The organism is Microbacterium excoecariae (assembly GCF_011326725.1).
GTDB classification, from domain to species: Bacteria; Actinomycetota; Actinomycetes; order Actinomycetales; family Microbacteriaceae; genus Microbacterium; species Microbacterium excoecariae.
Map to the genome: position 1 here is coordinate 149239 of NZ_JAANCO010000002.1, position 23650 is coordinate 172888.

The 23650-nt window shown below is 72.8% G+C and carries 23 protein-coding genes and 1 tRNA gene; 16 read left to right on the forward strand and 8 right to left on the reverse strand.

Annotated elements, in window-relative coordinates; genetic code table 11:
- Positions 1–2: 2 nt before the first annotated feature.
- Positions 3–620 (reverse strand): DNA-3-methyladenine glycosylase I, encoded by a 618-nt coding sequence (locus G8E01_RS11925; protein WP_166320140.1) that lies wholly within the window; start codon positions 618–620, stop codon positions 3–5.
- 183 nt (positions 621–803) lie between these two features.
- Between G8E01_RS11925 and G8E01_RS11930 the strand changes: the two genes are divergently transcribed.
- Entirely contained in the window at positions 804–4505 is a 3702-nt protein-coding gene (locus G8E01_RS11930; RefSeq protein ID WP_166320142.1) for an AAA family ATPase, read from the forward strand.
- A gap of 5 nt (positions 4506–4510) precedes the next feature.
- Positions 4511–4714 carry a hypothetical protein gene (locus G8E01_RS11935; protein ID WP_166320144.1) on the forward strand — a complete coding sequence of 68 codons (204 nt, stop codon included), beginning with the start codon at positions 4511–4513 and terminating at the stop codon, positions 4712–4714.
- 57 nt (positions 4715–4771) lie between these two features.
- Here G8E01_RS11935 and mscL read toward each other — a convergent pair whose 3' ends face one another.
- The 3 genes from mscL to G8E01_RS11950 form a co-directional block, all read right to left on the reverse strand.
- A complete protein-coding gene (gene mscL / locus G8E01_RS11940) occupies positions 4772–5170 on the reverse strand; it encodes a large conductance mechanosensitive channel protein MscL (protein ID WP_166320146.1) in 399 nt (132 codons plus the stop codon).
- Positions 5171–5233: 63 nt separating this feature from the next.
- Entirely contained in the window at positions 5234–5512 is a 279-nt protein-coding gene (locus G8E01_RS11945; protein ID WP_166320148.1) for an FmdB family zinc ribbon protein, read from the reverse strand.
- Between the two features lie 45 nt (positions 5513–5557).
- Positions 5558–6139 carry a 5-formyltetrahydrofolate cyclo-ligase gene (locus G8E01_RS11950; RefSeq protein WP_166320150.1) on the reverse strand — a complete coding sequence of 194 codons (582 nt, stop codon included), beginning with the start codon at positions 6137–6139 and terminating at the stop codon, positions 5558–5560.
- Positions 6140–6208: 69 nt separating this feature from the next.
- On the opposite strand from G8E01_RS11950, the gene galU reads away from it, so the two are divergent.
- From galU to G8E01_RS11965, 3 genes are read left to right on the forward strand one after another with little or no spacing between them, the layout of a single operon-like run.
- Entirely contained in the window at positions 6209–7096 is an 888-nt protein-coding gene (galU, locus tag G8E01_RS11955; protein ID WP_166320152.1) for a UTP--glucose-1-phosphate uridylyltransferase GalU, read from the forward strand.
- Positions 7097–7136: 40 nt separating this feature from the next.
- Positions 7137–7766, forward strand: a complete 630-nt coding sequence (locus tag G8E01_RS11960; protein WP_166320154.1) for a GNAT family N-acetyltransferase — start codon at positions 7137–7139, stop codon at positions 7764–7766.
- A gap of 35 nt (positions 7767–7801) precedes the next feature.
- Positions 7802–9094, forward strand: a complete 1293-nt coding sequence (locus G8E01_RS11965) for an amidohydrolase family protein (protein ID WP_166320156.1) — start codon at positions 7802–7804, stop codon at positions 9092–9094.
- A gap of 4 nt (positions 9095–9098) precedes the next feature.
- Here G8E01_RS11965 and G8E01_RS11970 read toward each other — a convergent pair whose 3' ends face one another.
- Positions 9099–10046, reverse strand: coding sequence for a PDR/VanB family oxidoreductase (locus G8E01_RS11970; protein WP_166320159.1), 948 nt, complete (start codon positions 10044–10046; stop codon positions 9099–9101).
- Entirely contained in the window at positions 10043–10600 is a 558-nt protein-coding gene (locus tag G8E01_RS11975; protein WP_166320161.1) for a helix-turn-helix domain-containing protein, read from the reverse strand. Before G8E01_RS11975 ends, G8E01_RS11970 begins: the two co-directional genes overlap by 4 nt.
- A gap of 116 nt (positions 10601–10716) precedes the next feature.
- On the opposite strand from G8E01_RS11975, the gene G8E01_RS11980 reads away from it, so the two are divergent.
- The 10 genes from G8E01_RS11980 to G8E01_RS12025 all read left to right on the forward strand — a co-directional run bounded on the left by G8E01_RS11980 (position 10717) and on the right by G8E01_RS12025 (position 20428).
- Positions 10717–11943 (forward strand): amidohydrolase family protein, encoded by a 1227-nt coding sequence (locus tag G8E01_RS11980; protein WP_166320163.1) that lies wholly within the window; start codon positions 10717–10719, stop codon positions 11941–11943.
- Entirely contained in the window at positions 11940–12710 is a 771-nt protein-coding gene (locus G8E01_RS11985; RefSeq protein ID WP_166320165.1) for an ABC transporter ATP-binding protein, read from the forward strand. Before G8E01_RS11980 ends, G8E01_RS11985 begins: the two co-directional genes overlap by 4 nt.
- Positions 12707–13552 (forward strand): ABC transporter permease, encoded by an 846-nt coding sequence (locus G8E01_RS11990; protein ID WP_166320167.1) that lies wholly within the window; start codon positions 12707–12709, stop codon positions 13550–13552. The genes G8E01_RS11985 and G8E01_RS11990 overlap by 4 nt, the downstream gene beginning before the upstream one ends.
- A 30-nt stretch (positions 13553–13582) precedes the next feature.
- The gene (locus G8E01_RS11995; RefSeq protein WP_166320169.1) at positions 13583–14767 is read left to right on the forward strand and encodes a substrate-binding domain-containing protein; all 1185 of its coding nucleotides are present in this window, start codon (positions 13583–13585) and stop codon (positions 14765–14767) included.
- Entirely contained in the window at positions 14764–16098 is a 1335-nt protein-coding gene (locus G8E01_RS12000) for an FAD-binding oxidoreductase (protein ID WP_166320171.1), read from the forward strand. The genes G8E01_RS11995 and G8E01_RS12000 overlap by 4 nt, the downstream gene beginning before the upstream one ends.
- Positions 16095–16874 (forward strand): creatininase family protein, encoded by a 780-nt coding sequence (locus tag G8E01_RS12005; RefSeq protein ID WP_166320173.1) that lies wholly within the window; start codon positions 16095–16097, stop codon positions 16872–16874. Before G8E01_RS12000 ends, G8E01_RS12005 begins: the two co-directional genes overlap by 4 nt.
- Positions 16871–17512 carry a pyridoxine/pyridoxamine 5'-phosphate oxidase gene (locus G8E01_RS12010; RefSeq protein ID WP_166320175.1) on the forward strand — a complete coding sequence of 214 codons (642 nt, stop codon included), beginning with the start codon at positions 16871–16873 and terminating at the stop codon, positions 17510–17512. Before G8E01_RS12005 ends, G8E01_RS12010 begins: the two co-directional genes overlap by 4 nt.
- A gap of 73 nt (positions 17513–17585) precedes the next feature.
- Entirely contained in the window at positions 17586–19301 is a 1716-nt protein-coding gene (gene poxB / locus G8E01_RS12015; RefSeq protein WP_166320177.1) for a ubiquinone-dependent pyruvate dehydrogenase, read from the forward strand.
- Between the two features lie 85 nt (positions 19302–19386).
- Positions 19387–20304: a large exoprotein gene (locus G8E01_RS12020; protein ID WP_166320179.1), complete on the forward strand. Its 918-nt coding sequence runs from the start codon at positions 19387–19389 to the stop codon at positions 20302–20304.
- A 51-nt stretch (positions 20305–20355) separates the two neighbouring features.
- A tRNA-Ala gene (locus tag G8E01_RS12025) sits at positions 20356–20428 on the forward strand.
- A gap of 99 nt (positions 20429–20527) precedes the next feature.
- Here the strand turns inward: G8E01_RS12025 and G8E01_RS12030 are convergent.
- Together G8E01_RS12030 and G8E01_RS12035 are read right to left on the reverse strand one after the other, a co-directional pair.
- Positions 20528–21193, reverse strand: a complete 666-nt coding sequence (locus tag G8E01_RS12030) for a biliverdin-producing heme oxygenase (protein WP_166320181.1) — start codon at positions 21191–21193, stop codon at positions 20528–20530.
- Between the two features lie 31 nt (positions 21194–21224).
- Positions 21225–21527 (reverse strand): DUF2470 domain-containing protein, encoded by a 303-nt coding sequence (locus tag G8E01_RS12035; protein WP_166320183.1) that lies wholly within the window; start codon positions 21525–21527, stop codon positions 21225–21227.
- Positions 21528–21861: 334 nt separating this feature from the next.
- Here G8E01_RS12035 and G8E01_RS12040 point away from each other — a divergent pair, with 334 nt between their 5' ends.
- Positions 21862–23649: a hypothetical protein gene (locus G8E01_RS12040; protein ID WP_166320185.1), complete on the forward strand. Its 1788-nt coding sequence runs from the start codon at positions 21862–21864 to the stop codon at positions 23647–23649.
- Position 23650 lies beyond the last annotated feature (1 nt).

The window sequence follows — 23650 nt, forward strand, 5'->3', positions numbered from 1 at the left end:
CCCTACGCGGTCGGCCAGACGCCGCTGGAGCCGCGGCGGTGGCTGCCGACGAGGTGCGTGTCCACGATGCCGATCGCTTCCATGAGCGCGAACATGGTCGTGGGGCCCACCCACCGGAACCCGCGGCGCTTGAGCTCGCGCGAGAGAGCGATCGATTCGTCGGAGGTTGACGGCACCTCGTCGGGGGTCCGCGGCGCGGGCGTGGCCGCCGGGCGGAACGACCACACGAGCCGTGCGAGGTCGGTGCCGTCCTCGCGCAGGCGCAGGGTCGCCCGGGCGTTGTCGATCGTCGCGAGGATCTTCGCGCGGTTCCGAATGATGCCCGCATCCGCGAGAAGCCGCGCGACGTCTCCGTCGTCGAACGCGGCCACGCGCGCGGGGTCGAAGTCGGCGAACGCGTCGCGAAACGCGGGGCGCTTGCGCAGGACCGTGGCCCAGGACAGGCCGGACTGAAACGCCTCGAGGCTGAGGCGCTCGAAGACGCCGCGCTCGTCGGTGACGGGCAGGCCCCATTCGTCGTCGTAGTAGGCGCGCAGCAGGTCGCTCGCGGCGGCCCAGGCGGGGCGCACGAGCCCGTCGGCGCCCTTGACGAGCCCGCGGGGGAGGGTGATCTCGGTCATGCCCCCATCCTCCCCGGCCCGCGCCGCCGCCGTGCGGGCGAGGCGCCGGATCCGGGGAGAACGGCGCGGATCCGCGCCCTGGGGACGAGCGGGCGGGCGGATCCGGACATCCCGCGCGGCGGATTGCGGCGCGCGCGGCGATCCGGGGCGAGAAATGGCCGCCGCGTGCGTAGCCTTGCGCCTGTGTGGCGTATCAAAGGCTCAGCGGCGCTGTCCGGGACGGAGGACGGCGTGAACCCGAGCGATCTCCAGGTGGCCGAGCCCGGCGTGCCCGTCGGCCACGCCGCCGACGCCGAGCGCGAGCGCCTGCGCGACGCCGCGTCGCGCCTCGGGGGGCGCTCGACGCTCCTCCAGTATCGCGAGGCGCCCGAGTCGTTCATCGAGATCACGACCGCGCACCCCGGGAGCCTGCCGCAGTTCATCACGGGTCGCTCGACCCTCCTGTCGAACCTGTTCCGCGACGAGGTCGCCCTGCGCACCGCCCGCCTGTCGGCCGAACGGATCGCCGCGAAGAACGTGGAGCTGCGCACGGCCCGCGGCATCGACGCCGTCCGCCTCGCCGTCGGGCTCGCGTCCTGGCGCGTGGGGTCCGAACGCTTCACGGCGCCCGTGCTGCTCCGGCCGCTCGCCCTGCGTCGCCACCACGCCGACTTCGAGCTGAAGCTGCGCGGCCACTTCCGCGTCAACCCCGAGCTGCTGCGCGCCGCGCGGGATCACTTCGGCGTCGACCTCGACGGGGCGGCGCTCGCCTCGCTCGCCTACGACGACGGCCTCTTCCAGCCGCAGCCCGTCATCGACCGGCTGCGCGCCCTCACCGCCCACGTGGACACGTTCTCGGTCAAGCCGCGGCTGTTCGTGTCCACCTTCGCCGACGTCTCGGGGCCCGTGGTGCGGGACCTCGCATCGGCCGATCACCCTCTTCTGAACGCGCTCGGCGGGCACGAGGAGGACCTGCGCGCGGTGCAGGCGCCGCGCCCCGCGCCGATCGCGGCGGGGCCCGACGACCGCGCCCCCGCGTCCGACACGCTGCTCCTCGACGCCGACGCCGAGCAGGAGGCGGTCCTGGCGCGGATCCGCGCGGGGCACTCCCTCGCGGTGCACACGCTCCCCGGCACGGGCGGGATGCAGACGGTCATCAATGCGATGGGCGAGTTCGTCCGGGCGGGCAAGCGCGTGCTCGTCGTGAGCGCGCGCCGCGCGACGCTCGAGGGCGTCGCCCATCGCCTCCGCGGCATCCACCTGGAGTCGCTCGCGGTGACGCCCACGGCGCTGCGCACCGACCTCATCCGGGCGATCGGCCGCAACGAGAAGGCGACGCAACCGCGCGTGACCGACGTCGACGACGCGCTCGTGCGGCTGCGCACCGTGCTCCGCGACTACCGCGGGGCGCTGACGCGCACGCGCGATCGCCTCGGGGTGTCGGTCCTCGACATCACGCGCGAGCTCACCCGGCTCGCCTCGCTGCCGGTGCCGCCCTCGTCGTCCGCGCGCCTGGGGATCCGCGCGCTCGAGAAGCTCGCCGACGATCGCTCGAGCGCCGCGCGCACGCTGGCGCTCGCCGCGCGCCTCGGCGAGTTCCGGACGGGACCCGACGACTCGCCCTGGTACGGCGTGAGCTTCGAGACCACGGAGGCCGCACGCACGGCGCACGCCCTCGCGGGGCGCCTGCACCGTACCGACGTGCCGCAGCTGCTGGAGCGCGGGTACGAGCTCATCTCGCAGACGCGCATGCGCCCCTTCGCGACCCTCGACGAGCTGGGGGAATACCTGCGGCTGCTGCACGGGATCCGCGATTCGCTCGACCGTTTCCAGCCGATGGCCTTCGAGCGCCCCCTCGCCGACATGATCAAGGCGCACGGGACGCGGCGCGACGCCCAGTCGATGTCCGGCGCGCAGCGGCGCCGGCTGAAGCGGCTCTCGCGCGAGCTCGTCCGACCGGGCGTGCACGTCGCCGACATGCACGACGCGCTGACGCGGATCCAGCACCAGCGCGCCCAGTGGCAGCACCTCTCCGAGGGGGCGAGCGTTCCCGAGGTGCCGCTCGGGCTCGCCGACGCGCAGGTCGAGTGGCAGCGCGTCGAGGCCGACCTGGGCGAGCTCGACCAGGCCCTGGGGCGCGGAACGCGGCTGGCGGCGCTGCCGGTGGAGCGACTGATTCGCACGCTCGCCGGGCTCGCCGCCGAGTCCGACGTCTTCGAGAACATCGTCGAGCGCGCCGAGCTGCGCGCGACGCTCGACGAGCTCGGCCTCTCGCCGCTGCTCACCGAGCTGTCCGTGCGGCACGTGGACGAGGCGCGCGTGGGCGAGGAGCTCGAATTCACGTGGTGGCAGTCGGCCCTGGAGCACCTGCTCCAGAGCGACAAGGCGCTGCTCGGCGCCTCCACGAGCGTCGTCGACCGCCTGGAGAAGGACTACCGACTCGTCGACGAGGCGCACGCGGCCGCCTCCGGGCCGCTCCTGGCCTGGCAGCTGGCCGCGCAGTGGAAGATCGGCATCGTCGACGAGCCCGACGAGTCCGATCGCCTGCGCCGCGCGCTCATGCGCGGCGAGGTCACGGCCCGGCAGGTCCACGAGGACGCGCCGCAGCTCATGCGCACGCTCGCGCCGGTGTGGCTCGCGTCGCCGTACGACGTGCCCCAGCTGCCCGACACCGAGCGCTTCGACGCCGTCCTCCTCGTCGACTCCGCGGCGATCTCGCTCGCGGAGGCGGCCCCGGCGATCCGCCGCGCGAACCAGGTCGTCGTCTTCGGCGACCCCGTCACGCAGCGCCCCACGCCGTTCGCGGTCTCCACCGCCGCCGCCGTCGAGCCCGAGCGCGAGGATCCGGCGCGCGCCGAGCGCAGCGCGTTCGAGCGGATCGCCGAGGTCCTGCCCGTCGAGACGCTGACGCGCAGCTACCGCTCGGGCGGGGAGGATCTCGCGCATCTCGTCAACGACGCGTTCTACGGCGGGGAGATCTCCTCGTTGCCGTGGGCGGGGTCCTACCTCGGCCGCGGCAGCCTGACGGTCGACTACATCGAGGGCGGCCAGGGCGCGCCCGACCCGCGCACGGGCGCGGTCGAGAGCCCGGATCCCGAGGTCCAGCGCGTCGTCACGCTCGTCGTCGAGCACGCCGTCAACCGCCCGCGCGAGTCGCTCATGGTGGTGACCGCGAGCCGCCGACACGCCGACCGCGTGCGCGCCGCGGTGACCGCCGCGTTCGCGGGCCGCGGCGACGTCGCGGACTTCGTCGGGCGCGAGACGGCCGAGCCGCTCGCGGTCCTCACGCTCGAGGAATCGGTCGCCGAGAGCCGGGACCGCGTGATCTTCTCGCTCGGCTACGGCGTGACGCGTCACGGGCGCGTGCTGAGCGACCTCGGCGACCTGTCCGGTCCGGACGGCGAGCGCCTCCTCACGGTGGGCATGACGCGCGCGCGCCGCTCCATGGTGATCGTCACGTGCGTGCGCCCGCCGGACATCGACGACGGCCGGTTCTCCACCGGCGCCGCCCTGCTCATGGACCTGCTGCGTTCCTACGAGGAGCGCGCGCGGGAGCCGCGGCGCGAGGACGACGCGGATCCGCTGACCCGGGTGCTCGCCCGCGAGCTGCGCCGCATGGGCGCCGCCGTCGAGATGGACTACCGCGGGCTGCTCCCGCTTGTCGCGCAGGCGGGCGGCAAGGCCGTCATCGTGGAGTCCGACCCGGAGACGCGCGGCGAGTCCCTGCGCGAATCGCTTCGCCTGCGCCCGCAGGTCCTGCGCCGGCTCGGCTGGCACTACGTCCGCGTGCACGCGTTCGACCTGTACAGCGACCCGCGCGCGGTCGCCGAGCGCGTCGCGGCCGTGCTGGGGATCCGCGCCGAGGTCGAGCGCGTGGACGCCGACACCGCCCCGATCATCGACTGAGCATCGTGGCGGAGAAGGACCCACGGCAGCGCGTGGAGCGGGTGCGGGGGGCGCGCCGGGCACGGCTCACGCCCGTCCCGGACACGCTGACGGACTCGGAGGCCGAGGCGACGCTCCGGGCCGAGGACGCGCCGCCCGCGTCGCCCACCGGCGCCCCGAGCGCGAACGACGATCGCCTGCGCCGCGACGTGCCGCCGCACTACGGGTGAGACGCGACAAGGCGGGCGTCGGATCCGATCCGGCGCCCGCCTTGTCGCGCGAGTGGGTCAGGACTGCTTCTGCGCCGCGAGCAGGTCGCGGATCTCCGTGAGCAGCTCCTCCTGGCTCGGCGGGTTCACAACCTCGGGCTCGCCCTTCTTGCGGCGCTCGGCCAGCTTGTTCATGGGCATCACGAGGACGAAGTAGACCACCGCGGCGATGGTGAGGAAGTTGATGATCGCCTGGATGATCCCGCCGATGCCGATCGACGCCGTGGCGAAGATGCCGGGGATCTCGATGACCCAGCCGGACAAGTCGCCCGTCGGCACGAAGGCGCCGAGGAGCGGGTTGACGATGTAGTCGACGAACGCCGTGACGATCGCCGTGAACGCCGCGCCGATGACGACCGCGACCGCCAGTTCGACGACGTTGCCGCGCATGATGAAGTCTTTGAAGCCCTGGAACACGATCGTGCCCGCCCTCCTGGGGCGCGCATCGGGCGCCCCCGTCGTGTCGACCCAGCGCCCACCTCAGGCGCTGGCGGCGACCGCCCCCGAGCTGCCGCTCGTCGATGTCGCCTGAGACGATGATGCCGGTGCCGCCGCCGATTTCCCATCGGCCGCGCCGGTGCTCGCGCGCGAGTCGGTGCGGTAGAAGCCGGAGCCGTTGAAGGTCACGCCGATGGATCCGTACTGCTTGCGCAGCGCCCCGCCGCACGCGGGGCACTCGGTGAGCGAGGCGTCGCTGAAGGACTGGACGGCGTCGAAGGCGTGGCCGCAGTCCGTGCAGGCGTAGGCGTAGGTGGGCATCTCGGGGGACCTCCGAAAGGGGATCGCCGGGCCGTGCGGGCGGGCTCAGCGATCGAACGACAGGGTGCGGGTCGGCGTGAGCGCCCCCGACATCGGCACATCGTGCGACTCGCGCGGGAGGGCGTCGACCACCTCGACATCATAAATCACGGCGTAGACCGGCGGCGGGGCCGCGAAGGCCGCGAGTGCGCGATCGTAGTAGCCGAGGCCCCACCCGAGGCGCGTGCCGCGCACATCGACGGCGGCGGCCGGCGCGAGGATGAGGTCCGCCTCGGCGAGCGGATCCCCGCCGAGCGCCGGTCCGGCGGGCTCCGGGACGCCGAGGGGGCCGGGGCGGCTCGTTCCGTCGTCGTCCGCCCACACGAGCTGGCCGCCCGGGCGGCTGAGGGGGAGGATCACACGGATCCCGCGCGCGCGGGCCGCCGCAAGGAAGCCGGTCGTCGGGGGTTCCTGCGGAGCGGCGAGATAACAGGCGACCGTCCGCGCGCCGAGGCCTCCTGCGAGGTCGAGCGCACGGGCCGCGATCCGGCGGTCGGCGTCGGCGACGGCGCCGGCCGACAGGGCCCGCCGGGCGTCGCGGATCCGGCGGCGGATGTCCCGCTTCCCCTCGGCTTCGCCCGTCTCCACGGGCCCAGGGTACGCGGATCCCCGGGGCGGCGAACACGGCGATGTCGGTGGCGTCGGTAAGGTGAAGTCATGGAACCTGCCAAGATCAAAGCTGTCATGCCTGTCGCGGGTCTCGGCACCCGCTTCCTCCCCGCCACGAAGGCGACGCCGAAGGAGATGCTCCCGGTCGTCGACAAGCCGGCCATCCAGTACGTGGTCGAAGAGGCCGTCGCCGCGGGCATCCGCGACGTGCTCATGATCATCGGCCGGAACAAGAACGCGATCGCCAACCACTTCGACTCGGTCCCCGAGCTCGAGGAGAAGCTGACCGCCAAGGGCGACGACAGCAAGCTCGGCAACGTCCGCAAGTCGAGCGACCTCGCCGACGTGCACCTCCTGCGCCAGGGCGAGCCGAAGGGCCTCGGCCACGCCGTCTACCGCGCCAAGCAGCACGTGGGCGACAGCCCGTTCGCGGTCATGCTCGGCGACGACCTGATCGACGAGCGCGACCCCCTGCTCCCCAAGATGATCCAGGTCAACGAGCAGAAGAAGGCCATGGTCGTCGCGCTCATGGAGGTCGACCCCGAGCAGATCCACCTGTACGGGTGCGCCTCGGTCGAGCAGACCGATGACCCCGACGTCGTGAAAATCCTCGACCTCGTCGAGAAGCCCGCAAAGGAGGACGCCCCGTCGAACCTCGCGATCATCGGTCGCTACCTCCTCACGCCCGAGATCTTCGACGTGCTCGAGCACACCGAGCCGGGCAAGGGTAACGAGATTCAGCTGACGGACGCGCTGAAGGAGGTCGCCGCCGACGACGAGAACGTCGACGTCTATGGCGTCATCTTCCGCGGGCGCCGCTACGACACGGGCGACAAGCTCGACTACATCAAGGCGATCATGCGCCTCGCGGCCGACCGCGAGGACCTTGGGCCCGAGCTGCGCCCCTGGTTCAAGGAGTTCGCGGCTACGCTCTAGCCACACCGGGCGCCCGCCCGCACGCACCAAGGAGAGCCGGATGGACACGCTCGATCGCTCGCACGGCGAGGTGTCCATCCGGCTCGTCCGTCCCCGGGACGCGCGGGTGCTCGAGTACGAGCTCGCGACGAACCGTTCGTGGCTCGTCCCATGGGAGGCGACGAACCCCGACGGTGCCGTGTCCATGGACATGCGCGCGGGGATCCGCCGGCTCCTGCAGCAGCATCGCGACGGCGCGGGCGTCCCCTTCGTGATGGAGCATCAGGGGTCCGTGGCGGGGCAGCTGAACGTGTGGGGAATCGCCCGCGGATCCCTCTCGTCGGCCACGATCGGCTACTGGGTGTCCCAGCGCTTCGCGGGGCGCGGGATCACGCCGACGGCGGTCGCGCTCGCGACCGACGCCTGCTTCCAGACGCTCGGGCTGCACCGGATGGAGATCTGCATCCGCCCCGAGAACGCGCCGAGCATTCGCGTCGTCGAGAAGCTCGGCTTTCGGTACGAGGGATACCGTCGGCGCTATATCCACATCAACGGCGACTGGCGCGACCACTATGCCTTTGCGCTCACGCGGGAGGACGCCCCCGAGGGCGTCCTGCGGCGCTTCGTCGAGGGGCGCGCCCCCGAGGAGGCCGCGCGCGTTCCGGAACGGGACCGCCCGCACCTCGCGTGATCTGCCCGCAACGCGGCTCTGATACCTCTAGCGGCATGAGTATCACGCTGCGCGGGGCGCGCGCCGTCTGGACGCCGGGGGCCGAGCACGCCGGCGACATCCACATCCGCGGCGAGCGGTTCGCAGACGTGGGGGATCCGACGGCCGAGGTGATCGATGCCTCGGGCTGCGTCGTCACCCCCGGGCTGGTCAACGCGCATCACCATCTCCTGCAGAGCGGTTTTCGCACGCTCCCCGGCACGCGCGGGGTCGCGATGCGAGACTGGCTGCCTGCCATGGCGGCGGCGTATTCCGAGGCGGGCATCGACGGCTCCCTGACGGAGTCCACGGCGCTCGTGGGGCTCGCCGAGGCGCTTCTCTCGGGCGTGACGACGGTCGCGGACCATCACCTGAACTGGCCGACGGACGGCGGCGCGAGCGCGGTCGATGTCGCCCGGGGCGTCGCGCGGGCGCGGGCGCGGCTGGGGGCGAGGCTGGTCTTTGTGCGCGGGACCGCCGGCGATGCGCCGGACGTCGCAGCCACCGGCGCCGACGCGATCGCGGCGGCGCTGGCTCCCGGGCGGGGAGGCGTGACCCCCGACGGGCTCGTACAGGTCGCCGTGGGCCCCGCGGGGGTGCACAGCGATCGGCCGGAGACGTTCGCGGCGCTCGCGGACGTCGCGCGGGAGCGGGGGTTGCGACGGCGCACGCAGGCGAACGAGCAGGTCGACACCGAGATCGCGCTCGCGCGGTACGGCCGGCGCCCGCTCGAGCTCCTCGAGGAATGGGGCTGGTTGGCGCCCGACGTGACGATCGCGCACCTGTGCGACGTGACCGACGGCGAGATCGATCTGCTCGCCGCGCGCGGCGTCGCCGCGACGCACGCGCCCGGTTGTGACGTCCCCATGGGATGGGGGATCGCCCGCGTCGCCCGGCTGCGCGCGGCGGGGATCCGGGTGGGGCTCGGGACCTCGGGTGGCGGGAGCAACGACGCCGGCCACCTGCTCGCCGACGCGCGCCTGGCGATGCAGGTCTCGGGCCTCGTGGGCGCGCCGCTCGCCGCGCGCGACGTCCTCGAAGCGGCCACCGCGGGATCTGCGGACGGGCTGGGCCGCCCCGAGCTCGGCCGCATCGCTCCCGGCGCGGCCGCGGACGTGTGCGTCTGGGATGTCTCGGGCGCGGCGGACGCCGGGACGGCGGATGCGGTCGCCGGGCTTGTCTGGCTCCGCCCGGGCCGCCGGCCGCGGCACGTCATCGTGGCGGGCCGGGTCGTCGTGCGCGACTACCGCCTCGTGGAGGCCGACGAGGAGGAGCTCGTCCGGCGTCTCGCCGAGCGTGTCGGACGCTGACGCCTCACACGTCGAGGACGAGCCGCGGGCATGCCGCGCGCGAGACGCAGATCATCATCACGGGGCTCGTTTCACGCTCGGCCGCGCTGAGGACGCGGTCGCGGTGGTCGACCTCCCCCTCGACGACGACGGTCTCGCACGTGCCGCACGTGCCCTCGCGGCAGGACGAGACCGTGAACACGCCGCGATCCTCGAGGGCCTCGAGAATCGACCGGTCGGCGGGGACGTCGATCACCTCGCCCGTGGACATGAGCTCGACTTCGAAGGCCTCGGTGGCGCGCTCTGGCTCCGCGGGCGCCACGGCGAACGGCTCGACGTGCAGGCGCGCGGGTTCAGCCGCGGCGAGCGCCGCGAGGAGCGGATCCGGCCCACACGCCCAGATGGGCGCGGGGCCGGCCTCCGCGACGATCGCGGCCGGGTCGGCCCGGTCGCCCTCCGCGCTCACGTGCAGGCGGACGCGGTCGCCGAGCGCGGCGATCTCGGCCGCGAAGGGAACGGCCGCACGCGTGCGGACGCTGTAGTGCAACGTCCATTCGGCGCCGGCGCGCTCGGCGGCGCGCACCATCGGCAGGATCGGGGTGATCCCGATCCCGCCCGCGACGAATACCGCGCGCTCGCCCGACCCCGGCGCGTCGAACGCGAAGTTCGAGCGTGGTCCGCGCGCGCGCACGACGGCGCCCTCGGCGAGCGCGTGCGCCGCGCGGGATCCGCCGCGGCCCGCGTCCTCGCGGAGGATCGCGACGCGCCAGGTGTCGCGCTCGTCGGGGTCCGCGCTCAGCGAGTACTGCCGCTCTAGACCGTCGCCGAGCACGAGGTCGATGTGTGCCCCGGGCTCCCACGCGGGGAGCGGGCGGCCGTTGGCGGCGGCCAGCGTGAGGGACACGATGCCGGGGGTCTCCGCGACGCGGCGGCGCACGACCAGCTCGCGCTCGACGTCGCTGAAGAAGCTCATGCGCCCTTCTCCTCTCCGGCGCCGCCGCGCGGCCCGCGTTCCTTCACGACCATGAGGCGATAGGGCGCGCCGTCGGCGCTGGCCCATCGGTGCGGCGTCCCGCCGCGGTAGTAGAGGGACCCGCCCGTCGGCACGCGCTGGGGTCCGCCGGGGCCCGCGTCGATGAGGGCCTCGCCCGCGATGACCGTGACGAACTCGTCCTCGGGGTGGGTGTAGAACTCGCCGAGCTCGGTGACGGCGCCCGTGACGTCGATCACGGTGAATCGGGTGTCGCCGGAGGTGAGAACGCGCGCGTCGGCGCCGCCGAACGACCCGACGGCCGCTTCGGGGGCGTCGAGCGACGTTCCGCTCATGAGCTCGACCTGGCTCGTGCCGAGGGCGCGAGCGAGCCGCGAGAGCGACTCCAGGCTGGGGTTCGCCCGTCCCCTCTCGAGCTGGCTGACGAAGGGGTGGGACAGGTCGGCACGCTCCGCGAGCTGCACGATCGTGAGGTCGAGGGCGCGGCGACGGGCGCGGATCGCGGCGCCGAGGCGGGCGCCGGCGGTGTCGCTCATGGGGCCTCCAGGGTGATGCACGGAAAGACAAAGAACCGAAACGCCGGGGAAACATGTCGCGTCTAGCGTCGGCGATGTTGATCACATCAACATTTCTTCCTCACAAGGTGTACCACATGGACGTTTCCTCCCCCCGCCGCCTCCGCGGCGCCACCCTGGCCGACGGGCGCGTCGTCGACGTCGTCCTGGACGGCGAGACCGTCGGGGCCGTGACCGAAGCCGCCGCGGGCGCCCCGCTCGAGGACGGCGACCTCGACCTGGGCGGCTTCCTCTTGCTGGCCGCGCCGGCCGACCCCCACACGCACCTCGACAAGGCGCTGTCGTGGGACGCGATCCGCCCCGTCTCGGGCGACCTCGAGACGGCGATCGCGTCCTGGACCGACTTCATCCGCGGCACGACCGAGGACGAGATCCGAGGCCGGGCGGTGCGCGCCATCGAGCGGTACGTCGCGAACGGCACGACGGCCCTGCGCACCCACGTCGACGTGCCCTCCGAGGGCGACCCCGCCCGCGGCGTGCGCGCCGTGGCCGCCGCCCGCGCGCAATTCGCGGGCATCGTCGACATCGAGATCGTGGCGCTCGCCGCGCGCGACATCGACCCGGCCCGCGTCGAGGCGGCGCTCGCCGCGGGCGCCGACCTGGTGGGCGGGGCGCCGCATCTCGCGACCGACGAGGGTGCGGATCTCGCGCGCCTCCTGGACGTCGCGGAGCGCCACGGCGTCGGCGTCGACATCCACGCCGACGAGGCGCTGCGCCACGGCGACACCCTCCGACTGATGTCGCGCCGCACCGCCGACTGGACCGTCACGCGGACGGCGAGCCACTGCGTGCGGCTGTCGATGATGACGGCCGACGAGCTGGATCCCTTGCTCGCCGAGGTCGCTGCCGCCGGCATCGGGGTGGTCGCCAACCCGCTGACGAACCTCTACCTGCAGGGCTGGGACGACCCCGTCGCCATGCCACGCGGCGTCGCTCCGGTGGGGCGGCTCCGGCGGGCCGGGGTGACGACCGCGGCGGGCGGCGACAACATGCGGGATCCGTTCAACCCGGTCGGGCGAGCCGACGCCTTCGAGACCGCCATGCTCCTCGTCGCGACGACCCACGTCTCGATCGACGAGGCCTGGGACGCGGTGACGGATGCGGCACGCACCGTGATGGGGCTCCCTGCGGCGGGCCCCGTGCCCGGCCGCCGCGCGGAGCTCCTCGCGGTGCGCGCCGACTCGCTCGCCGACGCCGTGGCGTTTGCGCCCGCAGAGCGCATCGTCTTCTCGCGTGGCCGCGTGGTCGCGCGCATCGACACGACGCGCTGGATGGCCCCGCGCGCGCAGGAGGAGGCCCGATGAGCACTGCGACGATCGACCGACCGCGCGAGACAGCCGACGCCCTAGTCGACTTCCGCGACGTCGGAATGACCTACGACGACGGCACCGTCGCACTCGAGCACGTCGACATCACGGTCCGGCGCGGCGAGTTCGTCACCGTCGTCGGTCCCTCCGGGTGCGGCAAGTCGACGCTCCTGCGTATCGCGGCCGGGCTCGAAAGCCACACGGCGGGGGACTGCGACACGCACACCGACCGCGTGGGCTTCGTGTTCCAGGACGCCACGCTGCTGCCCTGGCGAAACGTCCGGAAGAACGTCGAGCTGCTCGCGGAGCTGAACGGACAAACCCCCACCCAACGTTCCGCCGCCGCGCAGGAGGCGATCGACCTCGTGGGCCTGGCGGGCTTCGAGGGATCGATGCCGCGCCAGCTCTCCGGCGGGATGAGGATGCGCGCCTCGCTCGCGCGCTCGCTGACGCTGAACCCCGACCTGTTCCTGTTCGACGAGCCGTTCGGCGCGCTCGACGAGATCACCCGCCAGCGGCTGAACGACGAGCTCCTCCGGCTCTTCGCCCAGCGCGGGTTCGGAGGCCTCTTTATTACCCACTCGGTCGCCGAGGCCGTGTATCTCTCGACCCGCGTCGTGGTGATGTCCGGCCGACCCGGCCGCATCGTCGACGTCGTCGACGTCCCCTTCGACATGCCCCGAGACCCCGAGATCCGCTTCTCGAGCGAGTTCGGTGCGCTCGTCGGGCGCGTCTCGCACGCCCTCAAGGAGGCCCACGCATGACACAGCTGACTGCGGCGCCCGCCGCACCCGCTCCCGTCGCGACGCGCGCCAGGCGAGCATCCGCGCCCGCCTGGCTGCACACCGCCTGGCCGCCGCTGGTCGTGTTCGGCATCATCCTCGTGGCGTGGTCGGTCGCGAGCGCGATGCTCGGCGACCGGAGCTTTCTCCTGCCCGCCCCCTACCGCATCTTCACGGACGGCCTGTTCGACCCGATTACGGGGCCGGAGATCCTCGAGGCGCTCGGTCAGACCACCCTCGTCGCCTTCATCGGTCTCGCGATCGCCGTCGTCCTCGGCATCGGGTGGGCGGTCGTGATGCTGCAAGCAAAGTGGGCGGAGCGCTCGCTGTACCCCTACGCCGTGATCCTGCAGTGCATCCCGATCCTCGCTCTTGTCCCCCTCATCGGCTTCTGGTTCGGGTACGGCCTGCCCGGTCGCATCATCGTCTGCGTCCTTATCTCGTTGTTCCCCATGGTCTCGAACACGCTGTTCGGGCTCCAGTCGGTGGACAAGTCGCAGAAGGAACTGTTCCAGCTTCAGCACGCCGGTCGCTGGACCACCCTGCGAAAGCTGCAGCTCCCCGCCGCGCTGCCGTCGATCTTCGTCGGGCTGCGCACCTCCGCGGGCCTGTCGATCGTGGGCGCCATCGTGGGCGACTACTTCTTCCGCCGCGGGACGCCCGGACTCGGATCCCTCATGAGCGCGTATACGTCGCGCCTACTCGCGGCCGAGCTGTACGCATCGGTCGTCGTCGCCGCCCTCCTCGGCGTCGCCATCTTCGTGGGCTTCGGCCTGCTCTCCCGCCTCGTCGTCGGCCGCTGGTACGACGCCACCAAGGCCTGACCCCTCCCACCCCCCTCAGGAAGCGAGACCATGACCCTCATCACCCGCCGGCGCGCGCTCGCCGCCGCCTCGACGCTCGGCGTCGCGACCCTCGCCCTCACCGCCTGCTCGGGCGGGACGACCGCGGACGACGCCGCGGCCGATCTCGAGGTCGGATCCCTCGACCTGTCGGCCGTGTGCCCCGCCGACATCGTCGTCCAGACCGACTGGAACCCCCAGGCCGAGCACGGCCACCTCTTCCAGCTCATCGGCGACGACTACACGATCGACGCCGAGAACAAGTCGGTCTCCTCGCCGCTCGTCGTCGACGGCGAGTACACGGGTGTGAACTTCGAGGTGCGCGCCGGCGGTCCCGCCATCGGGTACTCGACCGTCAACTCGATCATGTTCCAGGACGACGCGATCACCCTCGGCTACGTGCACTCGGACGCCGCGATCTCGAGTTCGGCCATCACCCCCGTTGTCGGCGTCATGGCGCAGATGGACGTCAACCCGCAGATGGTGATGTGGGACCCGGAGACCTACCCGGACGTCGAGACGATCGAGGACCTCGCCGCCGCGCTCGAGGAGTCGGGCGGCGCCTGGCGCTACTTCGGCGGCGCCGCGTACATGGAGTACCTCATGGCCGCGGGGATCGTGCCCGAGTCGATCGTAGATGGCGGCTATGACGGCACGCCCGCGTCCTTTGTGGCGGACGACGGCCTCTCCGCGCAGCAGGGCTTCGCCTCCGCCGAGCCCTACATTTACGCCAACGAGGTCGAGGCGTGGAATAAGCCGGTCGAGTACGCGCTCATCGCGGACGCGGGCTGGGACATCTACGGATCCGCCCTCTCGGTGCGCGCCGACAAGATCGAGGAGCTCTCGCCCTGCCTTGAGGAGCTCGTGCCGATCCTGCAGCAGGCGGAGGTCGACTTCTTCGCGGACCCGTCCGACACGGTCGATCTCATCCTCGAGCTCGTCGCCGAGTACAACAACGGCTGGACCTACTCCCAGGGCGTGGCCGACTACGCGGTGGAGACGCTTATCGAGGACGGCATCGTCTCGAACGGCGACAACGGGTACATCGGCGACTTCGATCCGGAGCGCGTGAGCGAGTTCTTCGGAACGGGCATGGAGCTCTTCCAGGAGATCGCCGCCGACGTCGACCCCGACCTCGTTGCCGAGGACATCTACACGAACGAGTTCCTCGACACCTCGATCGGCCTGTCCGAATGAGCGTCGCCACAGCCGAACGCGCCTCGGTCTCGGACCTCTACGACGCGCTCGTCGAGCTCCTCGGCCCGCGGGGCGTCACGACCGACCGGCGCATGCTGGAGCGGGCCTCGGTCGACGGCGCGCGCATGTCTCCCGTCATCAGCGAGCTGTTGCCCCTCGGCATCGCGCAGATCGTCGCCTTCCCGACCACGGCCGAGGACATCGCGCGCGTCGTCGACGCGGCAGTCTCCCGCGGGATCCCCGTCACGCCCCGCGGGAAGGGCACGGGGAACTACGGTCAGGCCATCCCCTCGCGCGGCGGACTCGTGCTCGACACGTCGCGGGCCCGGACGATCGTCGAGGTCGCCGACGGCGTCATCACGGCCGACGCGGGCGTCCCCATGGCGCAGCTGGAGCAGGCGGCGCGCGAGACCGGGCAGCAGCTGTGGATGTATCCGTCGACGATGAACTCGTCGGTCGGTGGGTTCCTCGCGGGCGGATCCGGCGGCACGGGAACGATCGCGCACGGCGCGAACCACATGGGGTTCGTGGTCGCCCTCGACGTCGTCCACGCGGACGGATCGGGCCTGCATCACGTCGTGGGGGAGGAGGCTCAGCGCTACGTGCACAACTACGGCACGGCGGGCATCATCGCCCGCGCGAGCGTCCGCCTCGAGCCCGCGGTCGACTGGCGCGCGCTCTACGCGTCCTTTGAGACGTTCGCGGGTCCCCTGTCCGTGCTCCGCGAACTCGGCCGGCTCGAGCCGCTCCCGCGCCTCGTCTCCGCCGACACGCGGGAGGTCTCGGCCGCGCTGCCGGAGGATCCCGCCATCCCGCGCGGGCGCGCGAGCCTGCGCGCCATCCTGCACCCGGACACGGTTGCCGCCGCGACGACGCTCATCGAGGGCGCCGGCGGCCGCGTCGAAGACGTGCGGACGGGGCCCGCGGAGGGCGCGAAGCTCTCGACGCTCAGCTACAACCACCCGATCGAGTGGCTCCAGAAGTCGCGGCCGGGGCACTACTACCACCTCGAGGTCGGCGGCGACATCCTTGCCGACGACATCGCGCTCGTGCACGACACGATCGGCGACGGGCTCCTGCACATCGAGGCCGGGCATACGGTGCCGATCGGCATGCTGGCGGCGGAGTACACGGGCCCCGAGGAGGTCCTTGCCGCGATCGCGCGACTCGAGGCCATCGGCGTCGGCGTCCACAACTGCCACCAGTGGAACGTCGACTTCGAAATGCCACGCACGGTCGAGCTCGCGCGGGTCACGGATCCGCGGGGCCTGCTCAACCCGGGCAAGCTCAATCCCGACTATCGGGGCCCGCAGAAGGGATCCATCCGATGACCCGCGTCCTCACCGATCTGCCACAGCCGGCCGCGCTCGAGGTGCTGTCCGACGCGTCGGTGATCGTCCAGCCGATCGGCGCGCTCGAGCAGCACGGCGCGCACCTGCCGCTGAACACCGACCTCGTCATCCCGGAGGAGATCGGACGGCGCGCGGTGGATCGCGCCGTCGCGGCCGGCGTCGACGCGTGGCTGTTGCCGCCCATCGCGGCGAGCAAGAGCGACGAGCACCATTGGGCGCCCGGCACGATCTGGATGGAGGCCTCGACCATCTGGAACACGCTCGTCGACGTGGGCCGGTCCGTGGCGGCGACCCCCGCGCGCACGCTCGTGTTCCTGAATGGGCACGGCGGCAACTCCGCGCTCCTGCAGGTCGTCAATCGCGAAATCCGGCGCCGATTCGGGCTGAAGACCTTCTCATTGGGATCCGGAACTCAGCGGGCGGGCGGCCAGGCGGAGGGCGGGCCGGACGAGTACGGCATGGGGATCCATGCGGGGCACTCCGAGACGAGCCTCATGCTCGCGCTCCGGCCGGAGCTCGTGGACATGTCGCGCGCGGTCCGCAACGTCCCGGAGCACATCGCCGAGTTCGAGACGATCGGGTTCAACGGCTACCCCGTGAGCTTCGGGTGGACGTCGGACGACTTCGGCCCGAGCGGCGTGATCGGCGACGCCACCGGCGCCACCGCGGCCTACGGCGAGAAGCTCGCGGAGGCCGGTACGGCGTTCGTCGCGCAGGCGCTCGGCGAGATCGCGCGATTCGAGTTCGCCCGATGAGCGCACCGCGCACGCCGGGCGCCGCCGGCAACGTGCCGCCCGAGGGGCTCGATCGGCCCGTGCAGGACGGGCGGGTCCCCGCGGATCCGGCCGACCTGCTCGCCGCGTGGCTGCCCGGCGACGACGACCCGGAACGTCCCCTGTGCACGCTCGCGACCGTCGACGAGGAGGGGGTTCCGGACGCGCGGACCGTCCTCGTGTCGGGCCGCCGCGAGGCCGGGATCACCTTCCACACGGAGGGATCCAGCCGCAAGGCCCAGCAGCTCGCCGCGCACCCGGTGGCCGCGCTCGTCGTTCGATGGCCGGAGCTCGCGCGCCAGGTTGTCCTCCGTGGCCGCGTGGAGCGCACGGATCCGGCCGACGAGGCGCTCGCGTTCGCGCGCCGCAGTCGCTACCTCCAGCTCCTCGCGGGCATCAACACCGACGCGCTCGCGGCGGAGGACCGCGCGACGCGGGAGCGCGTGTACGCGCGGATCGACGCGGAGACGCCCGACCCGCCGCAGCCGGACTCGTGGACCGGATACGCCCTCGTGCCGCACGAGGTGACGTTCTGGGAGGGGTCGGATGCGGCCCCCAGCCGCCGCGCGCGGTACACCCGCGCCGGCGACGGCTGGTCCGCCTCCTTCCTGGCCGGCTGATGACCCCGACCGCCCCTTCGCCCCGACACCGGGCGTAGGGTCGGGGGCATCACCGATCGGGAGGGGGCCGGTTATGGTCACTGTGGCCGCGAACATCGTCGAGACGCTTGCCGCCAGCGGGGTGAGGCGGGTCTACGGCATCCCGGGGGACTCGCTGAACGGGTTCACCGACGCCCTGCGCACGAACGGCGAGGTCGAGTGGGTGCACGTGCGCCACGAGGAGGCGGCCGCTTTCGCCGCGAGCGCGGAGGCCGCCGTCACGGGCGAGCTCGCCGTCTGCGCGGGCAGCTGCGGGCCGGGCAACCTCCACCTCATCAACGGGCTCTTCGACGCGCAGCGATCGCGGGTTCCCGTGCTCGCCATCGCCGCCCACATCCCGAGCGACGAGATCGGCACGGGCTACTTCCAGGAGACGCACCCGCAGGAGCTGTTCCGCGAGTGCAGCGTGTACGCCGAGCACGTCGCCACGCCCGAGCAGATGCCGCGCCTGTTGCGGATCGCGATGCGCGAGGCCGTCTCGCAGCGCGGCGTCGCCGTGCTCGTCGTCCCGGGGGACGTGGGGCTCGCCGAGATCGAGGCGGCCGCGGAGGAGATTCGGGGCCAGGAGCCGCGGGTGATCCCCGCGGAGGCCGAGATCGACCGGGCGGCCGAGGCGCTGAACGCGGGGAAGAAGGTCACGATCCTCGCCGGCGCGGGCGTCGCGGGGGCGCACGAGGAGCTCGTCTCCTTCGCCGAGCGTCTCCAGGCGCCCGTCGTGCACGCGCTGCGCGGCAAGGAGTTCGTCGAGTACGACAACCCGTTCGACGTGGGCATGACGGGCCTGATCGGCTTCGCCTCGGGCTACCACGCCATGCGCGAGTGCGACACGCTCGTCATGCTCGGCACCGACTTCCCCTACCCCCAGTTCTTCCCCGAGGACGCGACGATCATCCAGGTGGACGTCCGGGGTGGGCAGATCGGGCGGCGCACGCGGGTGGACATCCCGCTCGTCGGCGGCGTCGCGGAGACGATCGCCGAGCTGCTGCCGCGCCTCGAGGCCGCCGCCGATTCCGGTCACCTCGACGCGGCCCGGAAGCACTACCGGCGCTCCCGCAAGGGGCTCGACGACCTCGCGACCCCGTCGAAGCGCACGATCCACCCGCAGTACCTCGCGCGCCTGCTCGACGAGGCGGCGTCGGACGACGCGGTGTTCCTCCCCGACGTGGGCTCGCCGGTCGTCTGGGCCGCGCGGTATCTCACGATGAACGGTCGGCGCCGGCTCATCGGATCCTTCACCCACGGATCCATGGCGAACGCCCTCTCGCAGGCGATCGGCGTGCAGGCGGTCGATCGGTCGCGCCAGGTCATCGCGATGGCGGGCGACGGCGGCCTCTCGATGCTGCTCGGCGAGCTCATCACGCTGACGCAGAACGACCTGCCGGTCAAGACGGTCGTCTTCGACAACGCGTCGCTGAATTTCGTCGAGCTCGAGATGAAGGCCGCCGGCTTCGTGAACTACGCCACGGGCCTCGACAACCCCGACTTTGCGAAGATCGCGGAGGCGATGGGGATCCGCGGGATCCGCGTGACGGACTCCGCGGACCTGGAGGACGCGGTGCGCGAGTTCCTCGCGCACGACGGGCCCGCCGTCCTCGACGTCGTCACGGAACGGCAGGAGCTGTCGATGCCGCCGACGATCACGGCGGAGCAAGCGAAGGGCTTCGCGCTCTACGCGATCCGCACGGTCCTCTCGGGCCGCGGCGACGAGCTCGTGGACCTCGCGCGCACGAACCTGCGGCAGCTGCGGTAGGCGGCGGAGGCCAAAACGCCCGGTCCGGGCGCGACACGCCGACGGCTCGCGGGGCCGGGCCGGGTGTTCCCCTACCGTGGAGCGCATGGGCGGGCAGATTCTCGGAGGCGGAGCGATCGCGCTCGTCGTCGCGCTGTTGTGGCTCGCCTACCTGCTCCCGTCGTGGCAGGCCAGCGTGCGCTACAACGCGGCCGAGAAGAACGCGGTGCGGCTGAACCAGGCCCTCCGCGTCCTCGCCCACACGAGCGAGGCGCCCGAGGAGCTGCGGGTCGAGCTCTCCCGCCGCGAGGCGGCCAAGCAGCAGCGCCTCGTGCGCCGGCTGCAGGCGGAGGAGGACCGGATCCGCGAGGAGAACGATCGCGCCCAGGTCGAGGCCAAGAAGCGCGAGCTCGAGGCGGAGCGGATGCGCCGCGCGATCGCCGTCGAGGACGAGCGGCGGCGGCTGGCCGAGCTGCGGGCGGATCCGCGGGTGCGCCAGGCGCGCGCCCGGCGGCAGCTGCGCCTCGCGGCCACGACCCTGTCGGCGCTCGGGCTCGCGGCCGCGGGCGTCGGCGCGTGGCTGTTCGCCACGACCGGCCAGGCGCTCGTCGCCGGAATCGGTCTCGCGGCGCTCGTCGCCGGGCTCGTGACCCTGCGCCGGATGGCGGGGGTGGCGCGCCGCGCCCGCGCACACGTCGCCGCGGCCGTCGCGCGCCCGCGCCGGCGCACGGTGTCCGAGCTCATCGACCCGGAGGATCGCGGGTGGACACCGCGGCGCCTCCCCGCGCCCCTCACGGCGACCGCCGGATCCCGCGCGTCCGACGAGGTCATCGCGCGCGCGGCGCGCGAGGAGGCCCGGCGGTCGGCCGAGCAGGCGGCGGCGCGCAAGCGCATCGCCGAGCGCGACCGCCCCGCCCCGATCCGCGCTGTCGAGGCCGACCGATTCGTCGGCGTGGGCGTCGTGGACGACGCCGAGATCGAGCAGCACGTGCGCGAGCTCCTGGCGCGACGCGCCGTCGGGTAGCGCCGATTTTTCCGCGCGCCGGGGCGTCTGGTAATGTCTATCTGGTTGCACGGGCCCATGGCGCAGTTGGTAGCGCGTCTCGTTCGCAATGAGAAGGTCGGGGGTTCGAATCCCCCTGGGTCCACGACAAAATCCCCGCTCGGCGGGGATTTTTCGTTCCTGTGTTGAGACAGGCCGAAGGCCCGGATCCGCCCCGCGGATCCGGGCCTTCGTGTGTCCGGGGTTACGCCGCTGAGGAATCCTGGCCGCGGTCGGCGGCGAGCTCGACGAACACCTCGGTGTTGAAGCGGTAGGCGTCCAGGACCTCGGCGACGACCCGCTCGCGCTCCGCGTCGTCCCACGGGGCTGCGTCGAGCTCGGCGCGGTAGTGATCCTTGAAGGCGGCCGGGTCGGCGATGTCGCCGAAGATGTAGAACCCGATGCCGTTCGTCTCGAACCCGAACTGGCGCGCGACGACCCGGCCGATGTGCAGCCCGCCCGAGAGGTCGCCGAGGTAGCGCGTGTAGTGGTGGGCGACGAACCCGCCGGGCCACGTGGCCGCGACCTCCTCGATCCGCCGCACGTAGCGCGCGGTCGCCGGGAGCGGGGTGATCTCGTCGCGCCAGGACGGGCCGAGGAGGAACGCCAGGTCGGCCTCGAGCGCGGGCAGGCGCGTGAGGCGCTCCGAGAGGAATCGTGCGGCGATGGGGTCGCGGCGCATGCGGCGCGCGCCGCCCTCCAGCGCGGAGTAGATCGCGTGGTGCTGCGCGACGAGGGCGATGTAGTCCTCGCGCGACCGCTCACCGCGCAGCAGCGACGCCATGAAGCCCGCGCCCTCGCTCGTCGAGTGCGCGCCGGCGGACCGCTCGCGGATCAGGGCGGACAGGGGGATCGGGGCAGGGCTCGTCATGTCGGGTGTCCTTGCGGGTGTGGGGGTGGGGTCAGTGCGGGCGCGGGGTCACGCCGAGCACGGCGCAGGCGCGGTCGTAGAGGGCGACGATCTCGCGGCGCACCTCGGTGCGTTCGGTGATCTCGCCGCCCGGCCAGGGGACGCGGACCGCGCGCACGCCGCCCGCACCGGCGACGTCCCACTCGCCGCCCGCGCCGTCGAACCCTGTCATGGCGGCGCTCGTGGCGGACGGATCCGCGAACGCGCGGGCAATGAGCGTGTTGTCGTCCGCGTGATCCGCGTTCATGTGGCGGAGGATCGCGGCGACGGTGTCGTCGGGAAACGGGTGGGGCATGCGGGGCTCCTCTCGCGACCAGGCGTCGCGCAATGTAGGTGAGCCATACCTTACGGGATCCCGCGATCCTGGTTGCACACCGCGCGTCTGATGCCTTAGGGTTCCCTTAGTTAGGCATGCCTGATCCACGCTCGCGCCGCGGGCGGATCCGGATGCACGACCGCCCGAGGTCGGGAAATGTCCCGATGAGTGTGCGGAGCGAGCGCCCTCCCTACCAAGAAGCAGCGCCCGCCCCCGACCGCCGGCCTCGGGCTGATACGCGCCTTGAGCGCGCCGGAAAACAGCGCGGCCGAGCGGCCACGCTGATTCTATCTCTCGCAGAAAACGGAATCACATGGCAGAAACAGTGGAGCGCCCGCGGCCCGCGCGGGCGCAGAGGAAGGCGGCGCTCGGCGCCCTGACCGTGGCGGCGATCGCCCTGGGCGGCGCGCTCGTCGCCCCGGCCGCGTACGCCGCGGCGACGCCGGCGTTTTCGGCCGAGGCGACGGAGACCGAGGGCGTCGGTATCGACGTCGCGATCGAGGGGGAGGGCTTCGACGATGTCGTGGCTCTGCCCGGCCAGGCCGAGCCGCACGTGTACTTCACGATGATCGAGAAGGGCGCGGATCTTTCCGGCGTCGGCCAGGCCGACACGGCGGTCTCCGCGACGGTCGCGGACGACGGCACGGTGAGCGAGACGCTGTCCGTGCCCGTGGAGGAGCTCGCGGAGGGGACCGATTACGAGGTCATCTCCTGGCCGTCGCGGTCGTTCCCGACCGAGGCGAACATCTATGCGCGCGCGGATGTCGACATCGACTGGACCGTCCTGTTCCCCGCGGCGACGCCGGCGTTTACGGCCGAGGCGACGGAGAGCGAGGGCGTCGGTATCGACGTCGCGATCGAGGGGGAGGGCTTCGACGATGTCGTGGCTCTGCCCGGCCAGGCCGAGCCGCACGTGTACTTCACGATGATCGAGAAGGGCGCGGATCTTTCCGGCGTCGGCCAGGCCGACACGGCGGTCTCCGCGACGGTCGCGGACGACGGCACGGTGAGCGAGACGCTGTCCGTGCCCGTGGAGGAGCTCGCGGAGGGGACCGATTACGAGGTCATCTCCTGGCCGTCGCGGTCGTTCCCGACCGAGGCGAACATCTATGCGCGCGCCGATGTCGACATCGACTGGACCGTCCTGTTCCCCGCCGAGGAGCCGGTCTTTGACCCGCAGCTGGGCGTTTCCCCGGCCACGGAACTCGACCCCGAGGGCCAGGTTGTGACGGTCTCCGGTACCGGGTACAACCCTGCCCAGCCGATCTACGTTTTCGTCTGCGGCGACGTGGAGCTTCCGGCCGACCTGTGGTCGCTCGCGCTCGGATGCCGCACGGGCGCAAAGGTCGTCTACGCCTCGACCGACACCACCGAGGGTCGCGTGACGTTCGACGAGGACGGATCCTTCGAGATCGCCCTCGACGTCGTCCCCGTGGGCGAGGGCGCCACCGCCGTGTACACGGCGGCCAACCACACCGCCCCGACCTCGCGCGCCCAGGACGCGAAGGCGACCCTCGCGTTCGCCGAGGTCGCGCCCGAGCCGGAGCCGGAGCCCGAGCCCGAGGACCGTACGGTTGCGATCGCTGGTGCCGACGGCGCCGCGCTCGAGGTCATCCGCCCGGGCGACACCGTGACCTTCTCGGTGGCCGGCGCCGAGCCCGGCACCGTCTTCGACGTCACGGTGTTCTCGGATCCCGTGACCCTTCCGGCCGCGACGGCCGACGGATCCGGCGTCGCGACCGTATCGTGGACCGTCCCGGAGGACTTCGCCGCGGGCGCGCACGAGATCACGTTCGTCGCGGGCGAGGTCACCTACCGCGCCGCGTTCACGGTGGCGGCGGCCGCCACCGATGACGGCGCCGCGGGCGACGACACCGCCGCGGGCGGCGACTCGTCCACGGGCGCGGGCGAGGCGCCGGCGGCCACGTCCGGCACCTCGGGCACGTCCGGCACGGCCGCGTCCGGATCGGACGACGCCGACGCGCTGCTTGCGACGGGCGCGCCGGTCGCCGGCGGCCTGGCCGCCGGGGCCGCGATGCTCGCGCTCCTCGGTGCCGCGCTCCTCGCCGCCACGCGCCGCCGCACCCCCGCGGGGCGCTGAC